Source organism: Synechococcus sp. UW105, from assembly GCF_900473935.1.
In the GTDB taxonomy this organism is placed as follows: domain Bacteria; phylum Cyanobacteriota; class Cyanobacteriia; order PCC-6307; family Cyanobiaceae; genus Synechococcus_C.
In genome coordinates, this window is sequence record NZ_UCNN01000019.1 from 66,381 (window position 1) to 80,377 (window position 13,997).

The following is a 13,997-nucleotide window of genomic DNA, read 5'->3' on the forward strand; positions in this document are numbered from 1 at the left end:
ATGGGAGACAGGATGGCCAATGCCCCGCGTCGCATTGTGTTTCCTGGCCGTGGTGCGTCCCTGAAGCGAAGGGCCAGCCGTCGTCATCTCGCTCTGCTTGCAGCACCTCCTTCGACCCTCACTGCCAGGGCTCTCGTCCGTCGCCAGAGCACCACAGGTCGCAGCCTCAAGCGCACCGGTGACGTGCTGTTCGCTCTGAGCATGCTCATTCTTGGCTCGCCGCTCTTTCTTGCCCTGGCCTTGCTCGTGAAGGTGAGTTCACCAGGTCCGGTCTTCTATGTGCAGCGCCGGGTGGGCCGTGGTTATCGCCATTTCGGATGCATCAAGTTCCGAACCATGCGTTCGGATGCCGATCGCGTGCTCGCCAGCGTGCTGGCTGAATCAGCCGAGATGCGGGCTGAATTTGAAAGGGATTTCAAGCTGCGCCAAGATCCTCGGATCACCAGGATCGGTCGTTTCTTACGCCGTTCGAGCTTGGATGAACTGCCCCAGTTCCTCAATGTGCTTCTGGGTGAGATGAGTGTGGTCGGTCCACGTCCCATCGTCGACAAGGAGATCGAGCGTTATGGCCCTTACATGCAGGAAGTGTTGGCTGTTCGGCCTGGTCTCACAGGGCTGTGGCAGGTGAGCGGGCGCAATAACCTCAGCTATGCCAAGCGGGTGCGCCTCGATGTGGCCTATGCCCGCGGCCGCTCTTTCCTGCTCGATTTCGCCATCATCCTCCGGACCTTCGGGGTGCTTCTGTTGCCAATGGATCGCGGTGCCTATTGAGGCCACAGTCCAGCGCTTAACAGGCCAATGCCAAGGGGAACCAGCAGCCATAACCCTTCCAGCCGCATGCTGAAGTTCAGGATTCGTCGTACCCCAGCAGCATCGGCATCGGGGAAGCCTTCTGCCAGCAAGGGTTTGTTCACCCAGTGGTCTTGGTAACGGTTGCGTCCACCAAGGCACAGTCCGGCGCAGTGGGCGTAGATCGCTTCGGCCCTGCCTGCATTGGGAGATGGGTCTGGCTTCCCGTCCCGTTCGGCGGCGGTCACGAGGTCCCACCATTGCCTCCAGGAGCGTGTGGTGAGGGGCAGGCTCAGCATCACAAGCCGGCACGGTACCCACACCATCAGGTCGTCCAGGCGGGCGCCGGCACTTCCTAGCCAGCGCAGACGTTCTCGGCGGTATCCCAGCATGGAATCCAGGGTGCTGGCGGCCTTGAAGGCCCAGGCCAGGGCCAAAGGACCTGGCCACGCATCGTTGATGAGCCAGACCATCAATCCCATCACCATCCAGAACAACGGTGCAAACAGACCGTCGACGGCATTTTCGGCTGCTGTTTCGGCTGCCGCACGCAGCATTTCGTTGGCTTCCAGCTTGCTGGTGTCTCGGCCCACGATCCATTGGAGGCGAGTACGGGCTTTGGCGAGGTCATCGTGCTCGAGGGCAGTGAGGACCGCCAGAACGGCTTGCTCCAGGCTGCGCCCGGCGAGGGCACTGGCCAGTCCGATCACCGTTAGCGTCATCGCCGAGATGGCCACCCAATCGAGATGGCCGAGCCAACGACCCAAGCTCAGTTGTTCCAGGAGCCAACCGCTAAGCCCGCTCACACCCACCATTGACACGGTGATCACCAGGCCGGAGAGTTTTAGCTGCTTCGGGTTGTCTCCGGCCCAGGCTTCCGCTCGCTGGCGCATCTGGGAGATCCACCAACCCATGACCATCACGGGATGGGGCCATCCGAGCGGATCGCCGATGCAGCGATCGATCAGAGCTGCCACCAGGATGGCTTCGGCTGCCAAGGCAGCTGAGGACAGCATCATGGCTGCAGCGATGCCGTTGCTCGCGCCTGGGTTATGGCTAGCAGGATGAAGCCCGCTGCGACGAGAGGCAGGGCCACATCCAGAGACATCAGCTGGCAGATCAAGCCGAGGCCGATACTGCCGACCAGACCGCCCACGGCACCGGAGCGCACCAGCACCTGCCAGCGCAGGGGGGCATCCCCAAGTGGTGTGAGCTGATCGACGAGGGCGGCATCACTTGCAGCGGCCATGGCCCCAATCGGGATGAACAGCATCACAGCCAACCAGGCCGGCACACTCCACTGGCTCAAGACAAGCAGTGCACAGATCAGTAGATAGCGCAGAGACCGGTGCATGCTTGGCGTCCAGCGGACGAGAGCACGACCCAGTCCATAGGCCGCCAGCACCATGGCGAAATCGAAGCATTTGCCTCCATCCACCTCACGCACCCAGAGAGCCAGAAGGGCAAACAGACCACCCATCACCATGCCTTGCAGTGCGCAGGAGCGGCTCCAGGGCAGCGTGATTGCAGCCGTACCGGTGCCTGGTGATGGTCTGTCAGAGGTGTCTCTTCGTGCGGCCACAACGGCCAGAGGTAGCAGCAGGATCAGAGCTGGGAGGAACTGGCGGAGCGCAGGAAACAGCATCGCTGCGAGCAGATTGCCGATCAGGGCACCGATCTCCTGACCACTGCGCAACCGTTGCATCGAGCCTCCGGCGTGGCTGATCAAGTGCCGCTGCAGCGGCAGGATCGAGATTTCTTGGCCAAGAGCAAACAGCAGCACTGCTAGATAGCTGCCCAGCAGCAGGAGGGAGGGCTGGCTGGCCATGGGCTTCATGGCCAGGCTGATCCCGATCAAGGCCAACACCGCCAGAAGCTGAAGGCCATAACCGCGGGAATGACGCTTGAGCTGCAGCAGCAGAGGCAGGGCCCCCAGGGCAGGTAGCAGGCTGTTGAGGAGAGGAGAGGCGGTCAGTCCGCTCACCATCCAGACCGTTGCCGCCAGTGTGAGATTGACTCCGGCCTGGGCTGAGGCCTGGAGCAACATGGGCGTTGGACGCAATCGATCTGCCATCGCCGCAGGGAGTGTGGGGTGATTGCTTGCTCTTTCACCTTGCCTGTTCTCGAGCCCCGGTGCATCGGATGCAAAAGCTCGAATCGGGCGCGCGCTGCCTCGACAGATCCAGGGGTGGGGCCTCAGGCTCCACCCCTGGAGAGATCACTCGTTCAATCAGTCTGCTTTGAGCCAGCTGAACATTGAACGCAGGCCTTTGCCCACCTTCTCGATCGGATGTTGGGCATCGCGATCCCGGATCTTCTTCATCTCAGGCTTGCCAGCCGCGCACTCTGCAACGAAGTTGCGAGCAAAGGTGCCGTTCTGGATATCGGCCAGAACGCGCTTCATCTCCTCTTTGGTGTCGGCCGTGATCAGACGAGGGCCACTGACGTAGTCACCGTATTCAGCGGTGTTGGAGATGGAGTCGCGCATGGCGGTGAGGCCACCCTTCACCATCAGGTCCACGATCAGCTTCACTTCGTGCATGCACTCGAAGTAGGCCAGCTCGGGCTGATAACCGGCTTCCACCAGGGTCTCGAAGCCGGCCTTCACCAGTTCGGAGAGACCTCCGCAGAGCACGGCCTGCTCGCCGAACAGGTCGGTCTCGGTTTCTTCCTTAAAGTTGGTTTCCAGGATGCCAGCACGGGTGCCGCCGATCCCCTTGGCGTAGGCCATGGCAAGACCACGGGCATTGCCGGAGGCGTCCTGCTCGATCGCAAACAGGGCGGGCACACCCTGGCCATTCTGGTATTCCCAACGCACTGTGTGACCGGGGCCCTTGGGGGCGATCATCACCACATCGACATCTGCAGGAGGCTTGATCAGCTCGAAGCGGATGTTGAAGCCGTGGGCAAAGCTCAGCACCTTGCCGGCGCTCAGATGTGGGGCGATCTCTTTGTCGTAGACGTCCTTCTGGAATTCATCGGGCAGCAGCACCATGATCCAGTCGGCCTTGGCGCAGGCATCGGCCACGCTCAACACCTCGAGGCCATCAGCCTTGGCCTTGTCGGCTGAGCGGCTGCCTTCGTAGAGGCCCACCACGACGTTGACGCCGCTGTCTTTCAGGTTCAGGGCGTGGGCATGGCCCTGGGAGCCATAGCCGATGATCGCCACGGTCTTGCCGTTGAGCAGACCGAGATCGGCGTCGGAGTCGTAGAAGAGCTGGGCCATCCGGGCTGGATCGTTGAGCGGAGTAACGCTCGAGCTTACGCAAGCGGCGGCGTTCGCCTCAGCCTCAACCGTTCATCACTGCGGTCTTGATTGTGATGAGTGCTTTCACCAGGTTTTTTTCTCTGGCCAAGGCTGTGGACCGCTTGGTCCAATCCCCAGCCAATGATGCCTCGGTCGACGCCTGTCAGTGGGTGGGAATCAGGCGTCGTTGGGATGGGCGATGACGCGATCGATCAGGCCGTAGTTTTTCGCTTCTTCCGCGCTGAGGAAGTAGTCGCGATCGGTGTCCTTTTCGATCTTCTCGAAGCTCTGGCCTGTCATGTCGGCCATCGAGCGGTTCAGCATTTCTTTCATTCGAAGGATTTCGCGGGCTTCGATCTCGATATCGCTTGCCTGGCGCTGCGCTGTTCCTCCCAGGGGTTGGTGGATCATGATCCGGCTATGGGGCAATGCCAGGCGTTTGCCTTTGGTGCCTGCACCCAGCAGGAATGCGCCCATGGAGGCCGCGAGGCCAACGCAGATCGTTACCACGTCACTTTTGACGTATTGCATGGTGTCGTAAATCGCCAGGCCGGCGGTCACCGATCCGCCTGGAGAGTTGATGTAGAGATAGATCGGCTTGCTGCTGTCTTCGGAGTCGAGGTAGAGCATCTGGGCAACCAGGCTGTTGGCGATGCCGTCATTCACCTCCTGGCCAAGGAAGAGGATGCGTTCGACGCCGAGGCGGGTGTAGATGTCGACCCAGCGCTCCATCTGGCTGCCGGGCAGGCGGTAGGGGACGCTGGGGGTACCGATCGGCATGGGTCCGTTGGGTGGGTTGAAAGGAAGCGGAAGAGGTTGAGGCTGCTGAGGGGTGGGCTGCGGGTCAGACCGTTGGGCTAGGCAACTCCTTGCGGCTGCTGAGCACACGATCGATCAGGCCGAATTCAACGGCTTGTTCGGGAGTGAGATAGCTCATCCGATCGGAATCCTGGGCCAGCTGTTCAATGCTTCGCCCCGTGTTGTTCGACAGGATTTCCAGCATCGAACGCTTGTTCTGAAGCACTTCCTTGGCACGGATCTGGATGTCTGTGGCCTGGCCGCGCGCACCGCTCCTGGGCTGGTGCAGCACGATCGAGGAATGGGGCAGCGCAGCCCGTTGGCCTTTGGTGCCGGCAGAGAGGATCACCGCGGCGGTGCCCATGGCTTGGCCAATGCAGATGGTATGCACCGGGGGCTTGACGTAGCGGAGGGTGTCGCAGATGGCGAAGGCTTCGGTTTCAAAGCCGATCGCGTCGCCGGAGTACCAGCTGGTGCCCGTGGAGTTGATATAGAAGTAAATCGGCTTCTCGGGGTTGTCGAACTCGAGATAGAGAAGCTGGGCGATGATCAGTTCGGTGACATCCAGTCCGAGCTGACGCTTGGTGTTGTCATCAGAGAACAGTGGCAGACCGAGGTAGACGATCCGTTCCTTGAGCATCAGCGACGGCAAGTCCGGAGGTGGCGTCCGCAACACCGTGGAGTCTCCGTAGTAAGGAGCTGAGGTGGTCATTCGTGGCGCGTCCCCTGGCGTGGTGGGAGCCTAGCGGGGGCCTGCGGTGTCGCGCTCGTTCGGATTGTTCGGTTTGGACGATTTGCCCTTTCCGCTGCGGGAGGGTTTGCCCGATTTTGCTGTTTTCGCCGATGTGCCCTCATCCAGACGGGCAAAAACCATGCGGCCGGTCGGGGTTTGCAGAGCTCCAGTGACCACCACGGGGTGGCGGCTGCCAATCAGTGCTCGAGCATCGTCGACAACCACCATCGTGCCGTCTTCCAAATAGCCCACCCCTTGGCTTTCTTCTTTGCCTTCGCGCACGATTTTGAGCTTCAGTTCATCGCCGGGCTGCACCTCCGGTCGCAGAGCGATCACCAGTTCGCTCAGGTTCATCACCTTCAAGTCCTTCACCTGGGCCACCTGGGACAGGTTGAAGTCCGCTGTCACCAGAGTGCCGCCCGTGTCTTCGGTGAGCTGGAGCAACCGGTCGTCGGTGCCAGCACCGTCGTAACGGGTGGTGTTGATCACCAGCCGTCTGCCGTAGCTCTCGCGCAATTCTGTGAGCAGCTTGAGACCGCGGCGTCCCTTGGCCCGTTTTTCCAGGTTCGTGGAGTCGGCCAGCTTCTGCATTTCATCGATCACGGTCTCGGCCACAATCACCTGCCCTTCCAGTAGGCCACAGGCGAGCATGCCGCGGATGCGGCCGTCGATGATCACGCTCGTGTCGAGAATTTTGGCGGTTGCCGGCGTGAGGACGCCGTCGGCCACCAGGAGTGCTTCGGTGGAGGTGGGATTGAACAACCGCAGCAGGGTGCGGCCATGCACCTCGGCAAGGTTGTACCCCAGAACCCCAAAGAAAACGTTGCTGATCACAGCCACCAAAGGCTTCACAAGGGCGGAGCTGCCCGCTAAGGGCAGCAAGAGCACTGGTGCCAGCAGCAGGTTGGCCACAAGTAGCCCAAGGATCAGGCCAACGGCACGACTCACCAGCAGGTCGGTGGGCATCGTGCGCACTTGGCGCATGAGCTGTAGCCGCAAGCGACGGAACACCAGCCCGGCGACAAGACCGATCACGGCACCACCAGAGGTGAGGCCCCATCGCACCAGCTCCACATCGGTGCCCGCAGCCAAGAGCTCCTGCGGCAGCAGATGAACTCCCATCCATCCGGTAGCCGCACCGGAGATCACGAACAGAATCAGGATGAGCAGTTCAACCATGGTTCGGTTAGTGGCGGCTCAGTCCATCTGCAGGCAGCATGCACCATCTTCCGACGGATGGCCTGGGCAGATGTCCGCACCGCGCACCGCTTATGTGCATATCCCCTTCTGCCATCGGCGCTGTTTCTATTGCGATTTCGCTGTCGTGCCCCTGGGGGATAAGGCCGGAGGGGGAGGAGGTCCCGGCAGTGCCTCAATCGATTCTTACCTGGAACAGTTGCATGCTGAGATCGCCCTTTCCCCAAAAGGCCCTCCGCTGGCCACCGTTTATATCGGCGGGGGAACTCCGTCGCTTCTGACGCCTGAGCAGATCCATGCCTTGCTCAACCGGTTGTGTCGGCAGTTTGGCGTTCAGGCCGGAGCGGAGATCACCCTGGAGATGGATCCAGCCAGCTTTGATCAGCATGATCTTCAGGCCTTGATCGCTGCCGGCATCAATCGGGTCAGTCTCGGTGGCCAAAGTTTCGATGATGGTGTGCTCGAGACCCTCGGCCGTCGTCACCGCTCCGATGCCTTGATGCAGTGCTGTCGCTGGCTGGCGCAGGCTTGTCACGAAGGAGAGCTGCGCAGCTGGAGTCTGGATTTGATCCGTAACCTGCCGAACCAAACCCTCGAGGGGTGGTGCGAACAACTTGAGCAGGCCCTGGCGGTTGCGGCTCCCCACTTGTCGATTTACGACCTGCAGGTCGAGCCAGGCACGGTGTTTGCCTGGCGGCAACAACGCGGTGAGCTGCCACTGCCCGATGACGATTTGGCGGCTGATCTGATGGCCAGCACCAGTCAGCGGCTCCGCCGTGCTGGCTTCTGTCGCTACGAAATCTCGAACTACGCCAGGCCTGGCCATGCTTCCCGTCACAACCGCGTCTACTGGAGCGGTGCGGGTTGGTGGGGGTTTGGTCTCGGTGCCACGAGTGCCCCCTGGGGAGAGCGGCTTGCTCGCCCCAGGACTCGGGAGGCTTACGGCTTGTGGCTGACGGATCAGCATCAAGCGGTGCATCCCTCCCTGCATCGGCAGTCAGCCGCAGCACTGCCCCTGGATGACCGTCTGCTGGTGGGTCTCCGTCGTCATGAGGGGGTTCACCTGCTCGATCAGGCCCGAGCCTGTGGCTGGGATGAGCGCAGTTGCAATCGCTATCTCCCGGCTCTCGAGCGTCGTTGGACCAAGGCCCTGCAGCAGCGATTGCTGCTGCAGGAGGGGGGGCGTTGGCGTCTGAGCGACCCCGAGGGGATGGCCCTCAGCAACCAGGTGCTTGTGGAGCTGATGTGCTGGTGGGAGTCGCTGCCTGCTGACGTTGTTCGCTCACCCAGCCCCTGAGAGCCTCTAAGCACAGCTGTCGGCCTGGGATCAGGGCCGGGCTGAACGGGGGCTGCTTGGCGGTGAGGCCCAGAAGATCAGCTGTGACCCGAACCTGGCCATCACAGCCGTCCCCGGCTCCGATGCCGATCACGGCAATGGAAAGCAGTTGTTGCAGTTCAGAGGCAAGGTTTGTAGGGATGTGCTCCAAGACCAAGGAGCAGCAGCCAGCCGCTTCCAGGGCAAGGGCCTGTCGTTTGAGTTTGTCTTGGCTGTTGGGGTCCTGGGCCTGGCGGCGGTAGCCGAGACGATGCACGGCCTGTGGAGTGAGGCCTAGATGCCCCATCACTGGAATGCCCATTCGCACGAGCCGGTCGATCACGGTGAGCACCTCTGGCTCTGCTCCTTCCAGCTTCACGGCCGCGGCTCCTGACTGTTTCAGCAACGTGCCAGCGGCCGCCACGGCTCGATCGGCACCGCACTGGTAGCTGAGGAACGGGAGATCGACGACCACCAGCGGCTGTTCACTGATTGGGCCCATCAAGCCGCGGCACACCGCTTGGCTATGCAGCAACATCTGCTCCAGGGTCACTGGAAGGGTGGTGGCATGGCCTAAAACGACCATGGCAAGCGAATCTCCCACCAGCACCACATCGGCTCCAGCTTCTTGCACTAGAGACGCGGAGAGGCTGTCCCAGGCGGTGAGCACGGTGATCGCACGACCGGACTGCTTGAAGCGGCTGAGATCACCAGGGCGCATCCGCCTCTCCAGGCCTGCGGAGGTCCATTGCTAGCATTACGAGGACTCGGACCCATGCGGTCCAGACGCCCAAACCTGGTCAGGACCGGAAGGGAGCAGCCACACGGGATGCTCTGGGCAGGCGTGGACTCCGGGTCACCATTTTTCTGGACCCAGTGGTTTCATCAGTGCATCAAAAAAGCCCTGTGATCGACAGGGCCTTCTTGATGATTGATCAGAAGAAGGATCAGCCTTCGCCTGAATCGGAACGCATCTGACGCTGACGCAGAAATTCGGGAATGCGGGCACCGGATTCTGTTGGGTCTGGTGCGGCGAACGACATGGCGCTTGGCCGACTTTTGGCGCGCTCATTGCGATAGGGCTGGCCGTTTTCGAAGCCTGTCGCGATCACGGTGACGTGGATTTCGCCCTCGAGACGTTCATCAACCACCGCTCCGACAATGATGTTGGCCTCGGGGTCCACGACGTCGTAAATCACTTCGGACGCAGACGTCATGTCCTCGAGGGTCATGTCTCTGCCGCCGCTGATATTGATCACACAGCCCTTGGCCCCATCGATTTGGGCCGCCTCGAGCAGGGGGCTGTTGATCGCGCTTTGGGCCGCTTCGATGGCGCGGGAACGGCCGGATCCCACACCGATGCCGAGCAGAGCCGTGCCGGCTTCTGTCATCACCGAGCGCACATCGGCGAAGTCCACATTCACAAGGCCGGGGCAGGTAATGATGTCGCTGATGCCCTTCACGCCCATGCGCAACACATCATCGGCGCTGCGGAAGGCTTCCTGAAGCGGAGCACTGCCGATGGCGTCACGCAGTCGATCGTTGGGGATCACAATCAAGGTGTCGACATGCTCAGCCAGCCTGGCAATGCCCTCATCGGCCTGACGCATGCGTCGGCGACCCTCAAAGCTGAAGGGTTTGGTGACGATGCCTACGGTGAGAGCTCCGCTTTCCTTGGCCACTTCTGCGACCACTGGTGCGGCACCGGTCCCGGTGCCGCCGCCCATCCCGGCGGCGATGAACACCAGATCGGTTCCCTGTAGAGCTTGCTGAAGGTCAGCACGTGATTCCTCAGCGGCTTTCTGGCCGATGCTGGGATTGCCACCGGCGCCAAGACCGCGGGTGAGGGTCTGACCGAGTTGCACGCGGTTTTGCGAGGCCGATTGAAGTAACGCTTGGGCGTCGGTGTTGAGAACGCTGTATCCGACTCCTTCTAGATCGCTTTGGATCATTCGGTTTACAGCGTTGCTGCCACCCCCTCCGACCCCGATCACCTCGATACGCGCCGATTGACTGGGAAGGATGCCACTGGTCTCAGGACCCTCTGATTGGTGGTGGGGCATCATCTCCATCGTTGAGGCTTGGCCGTTGAGCTGTGGATGCATTATGTCGTTGCGGACGGCATCCGCCTTTAAATCTGGTCAGCCTTGTGGATTCGAGCTAAATCCGCAACACAGCGTCAGGGTTCGCTTGTTTTTGCCTTGGCGGGCTTCGCTTGGGCAGGTAGCTGCAGTTCTGGTTGACGAGGGTCACTCAAGTCGATGCTGCTCCCGGCCTGACGGCGGAGCTCCGGCGGCAGGCTGCGGCTCAGCTGGCTCAGCGTGATCAACTGCTGCTCGAGGAGGCGAGGATCGTTGCCCAGTTGCACCAGGCCAAGGGCGGCTGTGCGCAGGCTGAGGGAGCCGTCTGCTCCGATCTCGATGCTCTCAAGGGGGCTGCCGAGCTGATCCCTCTGTTCCAGTAATCGGGCCACCGAGCCCCGTTGCGCCGGTGTCCAGCCCCTCACTTCAATCGTGGTTTCGGGCTCTTCGCCGTGGTCTGACGCGGTGCGTGCCATCCACTGTCCACGCCGATCGACCATGCCGCGGAGCAGGCCTTTCTCGCCTTGACGGGTGGCTGCTGCCAGCGGACGACGATCCTCGAGTTCAACCGTCAACCCAGGTGGCAGCAGCCGTCGTTCCACCGCAACGGCCTGGACCGGCAGTTTCTTGAGTAGCTCAGCCTCCACCTCACCAGGACGCAGGCTCAGCAGAGGCAGGGGAAAGCTGAGAGCCGCCGCTTCGATCACTGCGTCACGGCCCAGGCGCTGGCTGCCGCTCACCTGCACTTGGTCTTGATGACGGAGGGTCCAGCCATGGGTGAGCAGGACCCAGCCCAACCCGGTGGCTGCTGAAGCCAGGAACGTGAGCCGCCAGCATTGAATCCATCGTTCTCGCCTGCGCTCCTGACGCAGCCTGCGGCGCCTCTCAACGCCAGGAGGCAGGGGGGAGTTGGAGGAGCTATCGCCGCTCACAGATCGCAGCGAGCAGTGCTCATCAACTGGTCAATCCAACGACGGGCTCGATCGGCATCGGAGAAGGGAACATCCATCTGGGCTCCACCGCCGATCAGTCTCAGCCGACAGCGTCCTTGGGATTCATTCGCTAGCGGTGCTTCTCCAGATGCAAGGGCCATTAGTTCGACGACCTCAAGGCTTTTGATCTCGAACCGTCCCTGCTGTTCAAATTTGCCTGCGGAAAAGCGGCTCCAGGTGAGTTGGCCATCCTTCACGCAGGCCGCACAGCACCCATCCAGTTTTGCTAATTCAGATCCTTCTGACCAGGCCAAGAAGAGGTTCTGACGCCGCCGTTCCAGCCATCCCAGAGATGCCAGCAAAACAAATACCAGCAGGAGTGGGAACCAGAGCAGACCGTGAAGCATGAATCGTGTCGGAGCAAGCCTGCTGTAGGGCCCCTCATTCTCGCGCGCTGTCGACCAACTGTGCCACCAGTTGCTCCAGCTGGATGCCACTGGCTTCCCAGAGCATCGGATACATGCTCAAGGAGGTGAAGCCAGGCAAGGTGTTGATCTCGTTGATCCAGAGGCAGTCGGTGCTGTCGTCGTAGAAGAAATCAACCCGTGCCATGCCCTCAACGCATAACGCCCGACAGGCATCAAGGGCCATCGTCTGCACTTGCTCTTGAAGGGTTGGCTCAATCGGAGCCGGGATCAGGGTGTGGCTCAGCCCATCGCTGTATTTGGTTGTGTAGTCATACCAATCGGCATCGAAACGGATCTCGCCCACAACCGAGGCTTTGAGCTGGCGTTTTCCTAAAACGGCACATTCCAGCTCCCTGGCATTCACGCCTTGCTCGACAACGATGCGGGGATCAAGCTGTGCAGCTTGTTCAAGGCCCTCGAGGAGTTGGTCACGGTCTCTTGCCTTGCTGATGCCAACGGAGGAGCCAAGATTCGCCGGTTTGACGAAGCAGGGGTAGCCGAGTTCCTGTTCGATTCGTTGCACCAAGGCCTGACGGCGATCGTTCTGGTGAAGATCGGAGGCATTCAGACCCACATAGGGCACTTGCTTGAGTCCGGCGGCATCAAAGGCGGCCTTCATGGCCAGTTTGTCCATCGCCACGGCAGAGCCGAGGACCCCTGCTCCCACAAATGGTTTCCCCATCAGCGTGAACAATCCCTGCACGGTGCCGTCTTCACCATTGGGTCCATGCAGCACCGGGTACCAGACATCCACAGCATCGGCTCCCCCCGGAAGCTTGTGCAGTCCAGGGGCGGGCAGGGGCGTGGGCAGTTGGTCTGTTTCAGCTGGCAGACCTGTGGCCAGCACGGGACGGGCAATGTCTTCAGGCCACCAGCGGCCATCCCTGTCGATGTAGAAGGCTGTGACGCTGAATCGCTCTTTGTTCTGCCCCTGTTCGAGTGCGGCGATCACCGTGGCGGCAGAACGGATCGACACGGCATGCTCTCCGGACGCACCGCCGAACACAAGGCCGATGCGAACGGGGGGAGTTGTCATCAAGGGCAGGCCGGCGGCCAGGCATGAGCGCCAAAGGTATCAGTGGTTCACCGGGATGCCACTCAGGGAGAACGAGCGCACTGCATCGATCCGCACCGTTACGAGATCACCTGGCTTGAAGCGGTGACCATTGCTCGCCTCGGAACTGAAGAAGGTGAGTCGGTTGGTCCGCGTCCGTCCCATCAGTTGGGACGGATCCTTTGGGTTGATCCCTTCGGCAAGCACTTCTTCGCGGCGGCCTGCATAACGAGCGTTGCGGTCACGGGCGCAACGCTCGACTAGGGCATTAATTTCCCTGAGGCGTTCCACTTTCACCTCTTCCGGAAGCTGGTTGTCCCAGTCGGCTGCTGGCGTATTCGGCCGCGGGGAATAAGCAGCAGTGTTCACCTGGTCGAATCCGATCTCTTCAATTAAGTGGAGGGTGCGGCGAAACTGAACCTCGGTTTCACCAGGGAACGCCACGATGACGTCGGCGCTAAGTGCCGCATCGGGCATGCGCACCTTGATCCGATCGATGATCCGCCGGTAGCGCTCAATCGTGTAGCCCCGGGCCATGGCTCGCAAGACATCGTTATCGCCGCTCTGGAAGGGGATATGGAAGTGCTCGCACAGCTTGGGAAGATCGGCGCAAGCATCAATCAGCCGTTCGGTGAAGTAACGCGGGTGGCTGGTGGCGAAGCGGATGCGTTCGATTCCCCTGACGTCATGAACGTGATGGAGCAGGTCGGTGAGCGTGTGCTGGCGCCGGCCCTCCGCGGTGATGCCAGGTAGATCCCGCCCATAGGCATCAATGTTCTGGCCTAGCAGGGTGATTTCCTTAAAACCCTGCGCTGCAAGGCCTTCCATCTCCAGCTTGATGGCCTCTGGATGCCGGGATTGCTCTTTGCCCCGTACCGAGGGCACCACGCAATACGTACAGCGTTCGTTGCAGCCGTAGATCACATTGACCCAGGCACAGATGTCACTGTCGCGACGGGCGGTGGTGAGATCTTCAAGGATGTGATGCTCTTCGGTGGCGACCACTTGTTGGCCCGTTTCCACCTGGGTGAGCAACGTTTCCAAACGGTTGGCATGCTGCGGACCCATCACCAGGTCGAGTTCGGGTACTCGGCGCAGCAGGGATTCACCTTCCTGCTGGGCGACGCAACCGGCCACGATCAGAGTGAGGTTGGGATTCTCTCGTTTGCGCTGGGCCTGGCGGCCCAAATAGCTGTACACCTTTTGTTCCGCGTTGTCGCGGATTGTGCAGGTGTTGTAGAGCACGAGGTCGGCATCGAGCTCGGCTTGGGCCTCGCTGTAGCCCATGGTTTGCAAGATCCCCGCCATCCGCTCGGAATCCGCCTTGTTCATCTGGCAGCCAAAGGTGGTGATCCAGTAGCTGCCGCGTTCGTGGCGAGATGCA

General features: G+C 61.2%; 14 protein-coding genes and 1 other RNA gene. 3 read left to right on the plus strand and 12 right to left on the minus strand.

Annotation, left to right across the window (positions count from 1 at the left end; all coding sequences use genetic code 11):
• The first annotated feature begins 12 nt into the window (after nucleotides 1-12).
• Nucleotides 13-771: a sugar transferase gene (locus DXY16_RS07355; protein ID WP_115120937.1), complete on the plus strand. Its 759-nt coding sequence runs from the start codon at nucleotides 13-15 to the stop codon at nucleotides 769-771.
• Here DXY16_RS07355 and cbiB read toward each other — a convergent pair.
• The 6 genes from cbiB to DXY16_RS07385 all read right to left on the minus strand — a co-directional run bounded on the left by cbiB (nucleotide 765) and on the right by DXY16_RS07385 (nucleotide 6,746).
• A complete protein-coding gene (gene cbiB, locus DXY16_RS07360) occupies nucleotides 765-1,808 on the minus strand; it encodes an adenosylcobinamide-phosphate synthase CbiB (protein WP_115120609.1) in 1,044 nt (347 codons plus the stop codon). The two genes, DXY16_RS07355 and cbiB, sit on opposite strands and share 7 nt — an antisense overlap.
• Nucleotides 1,805-2,863, minus strand: coding sequence for a hypothetical protein (locus tag DXY16_RS07365; RefSeq protein ID WP_244281602.1), 1,059 nt, complete (start codon nucleotides 2,861-2,863; stop codon nucleotides 1,805-1,807). Before DXY16_RS07365 ends, cbiB begins: the two co-directional genes overlap by 4 nt.
• Nucleotides 2,864-3,019: 156 nt before the next feature.
• Nucleotides 3,020-4,015, minus strand: coding sequence for a ketol-acid reductoisomerase (ilvC, locus tag DXY16_RS07370; protein ID WP_115020024.1), 996 nt, complete (start codon nucleotides 4,013-4,015; stop codon nucleotides 3,020-3,022).
• Between the two features lie 198 nt (nucleotides 4,016-4,213).
• Complete coding sequence (locus DXY16_RS07375) at nucleotides 4,214-4,816, minus strand: ATP-dependent Clp protease proteolytic subunit (protein WP_115020025.1); 603 nt, start codon at nucleotides 4,814-4,816, stop codon at nucleotides 4,214-4,216.
• Nucleotides 4,817-4,880: 64 nt separating this feature from the next.
• Complete coding sequence (locus tag DXY16_RS07380) at nucleotides 4,881-5,546, minus strand: ATP-dependent Clp protease proteolytic subunit (RefSeq protein ID WP_115120610.1); 666 nt, start codon at nucleotides 5,544-5,546, stop codon at nucleotides 4,881-4,883.
• 30 nt (nucleotides 5,547-5,576) lie between these two features.
• The gene (locus DXY16_RS07385; protein ID WP_115120611.1) at nucleotides 5,577-6,746 is read right to left on the minus strand and encodes a PIN/TRAM domain-containing protein; all 1,170 of its coding nucleotides are present in this window, start codon (nucleotides 6,744-6,746) and stop codon (nucleotides 5,577-5,579) included.
• 70 nt (nucleotides 6,747-6,816) lie between these two features.
• On the opposite strand from DXY16_RS07385, the gene hemW reads away from it, so the two are divergent.
• A complete protein-coding gene (gene hemW / locus DXY16_RS07390; protein WP_115120939.1) occupies nucleotides 6,817-8,061 on the plus strand; it encodes a radical SAM family heme chaperone HemW in 1,245 nt (414 codons plus the stop codon).
• Here hemW and panB read toward each other — a convergent pair.
• Nucleotides 7,982-8,800: a 3-methyl-2-oxobutanoate hydroxymethyltransferase gene (panB, locus tag DXY16_RS07395; protein WP_115120612.1), complete on the minus strand. Its 819-nt coding sequence runs from the start codon at nucleotides 8,798-8,800 to the stop codon at nucleotides 7,982-7,984. The two genes, hemW and panB, sit on opposite strands and share 80 nt — an antisense overlap.
• 43 nt (nucleotides 8,801-8,843) lie before the next feature.
• Between panB and ffs the strand changes: the two genes are divergently transcribed.
• Nucleotides 8,844-8,940, plus strand: an RNA gene (ffs, locus tag DXY16_RS07400) — signal recognition particle sRNA small type.
• A gap of 86 nt (nucleotides 8,941-9,026) precedes the next feature.
• On the opposite strand, the gene ftsZ is transcribed toward ffs, so the two are convergent.
• The 5 genes from ftsZ to miaB form a co-directional block, all read right to left on the minus strand.
• The gene (gene ftsZ / locus DXY16_RS07405; RefSeq protein WP_115120613.1) at nucleotides 9,027-10,184 is read right to left on the minus strand and encodes a cell division protein FtsZ; all 1,158 of its coding nucleotides are present in this window, start codon (nucleotides 10,182-10,184) and stop codon (nucleotides 9,027-9,029) included.
• 74 nt (nucleotides 10,185-10,258) lie between these two features.
• Complete coding sequence (locus tag DXY16_RS07410; RefSeq protein WP_115120614.1) at nucleotides 10,259-11,092, minus strand: cell division protein FtsQ/DivIB; 834 nt, start codon at nucleotides 11,090-11,092, stop codon at nucleotides 10,259-10,261.
• Nucleotides 11,089-11,499: a hypothetical protein gene (locus DXY16_RS07415; RefSeq protein WP_115020031.1), complete on the minus strand. Its 411-nt coding sequence runs from the start codon at nucleotides 11,497-11,499 to the stop codon at nucleotides 11,089-11,091. Before DXY16_RS07415 ends, DXY16_RS07410 begins: the two co-directional genes overlap by 4 nt.
• A gap of 34 nt (nucleotides 11,500-11,533) precedes the next feature.
• On the minus strand, nucleotides 11,534-12,595 hold the full coding sequence (locus tag DXY16_RS07420; RefSeq protein ID WP_115120615.1) for a D-alanine--D-alanine ligase family protein: 1,062 nt from the start codon (nucleotides 12,593-12,595) through the stop codon (nucleotides 11,534-11,536).
• A gap of 39 nt (nucleotides 12,596-12,634) precedes the next feature.
• A complete protein-coding gene (gene miaB, locus DXY16_RS07425; RefSeq protein WP_244281628.1) occupies nucleotides 12,635-13,945 on the minus strand; it encodes a tRNA (N6-isopentenyl adenosine(37)-C2)-methylthiotransferase MiaB in 1,311 nt (436 codons plus the stop codon).
• Nucleotides 13,946-13,997 lie beyond the last annotated feature (52 nt).

Coding starts and splice junctions, on each gene's coding strand:
- DXY16_RS07355 (WP_115120937.1), top strand. CDS start 13: ATGGCCAATGCCCCGCGTCGCATTGTGTTTCCTGGCCGTGGTGCGTCC.
- cbiB (WP_115120609.1), bottom strand. CDS start 1,808: ATGATGCTGTCCTCAGCTGCCTTGGCAGCCGAAGCCATCCTGGTGGCA.
- DXY16_RS07365 (WP_244281602.1), bottom strand. CDS start 2,863: ATGGCAGATCGATTGCGTCCAACGCCCATGTTGCTCCAGGCCTCAGCC.
- ilvC (WP_115020024.1), bottom strand. CDS start 4,015: ATGGCCCAGCTCTTCTACGACTCCGACGCCGATCTCGGTCTGCTCAAC.
- DXY16_RS07375 (WP_115020025.1), bottom strand. CDS start 4,816: ATGCCGATCGGTACCCCCAGCGTCCCCTACCGCCTGCCCGGCAGCCAG.
- DXY16_RS07380 (WP_115120610.1), bottom strand. CDS start 5,546: ATGACCACCTCAGCTCCTTACTACGGAGACTCCACGGTGTTGCGGACG.
- DXY16_RS07385 (WP_115120611.1), bottom strand. CDS start 6,746: ATGGTTGAACTGCTCATCCTGATTCTGTTCGTGATCTCCGGTGCGGCT.
- hemW (WP_115120939.1), top strand. CDS start 6,817: ATGTCCGCACCGCGCACCGCTTATGTGCATATCCCCTTCTGCCATCGG.
- panB (WP_115120612.1), bottom strand. CDS start 8,800: ATGCGCCCTGGTGATCTCAGCCGCTTCAAGCAGTCCGGTCGTGCGATC.
- ftsZ (WP_115120613.1), bottom strand. CDS start 10,184: ATGCATCCACAGCTCAACGGCCAAGCCTCAACGATGGAGATGATGCCC.
- DXY16_RS07415 (WP_115020031.1), bottom strand. CDS start 11,499: ATGCTTCACGGTCTGCTCTGGTTCCCACTCCTGCTGGTATTTGTTTTG.
- DXY16_RS07420 (WP_115120615.1), bottom strand. CDS start 12,595: ATGACAACTCCCCCCGTTCGCATCGGCCTTGTGTTCGGCGGTGCGTCC.
- miaB (WP_244281628.1), bottom strand. CDS start 13,945: ATGAACAAGGCGGATTCCGAGCGGATGGCGGGGATCTTGCAAACCATG.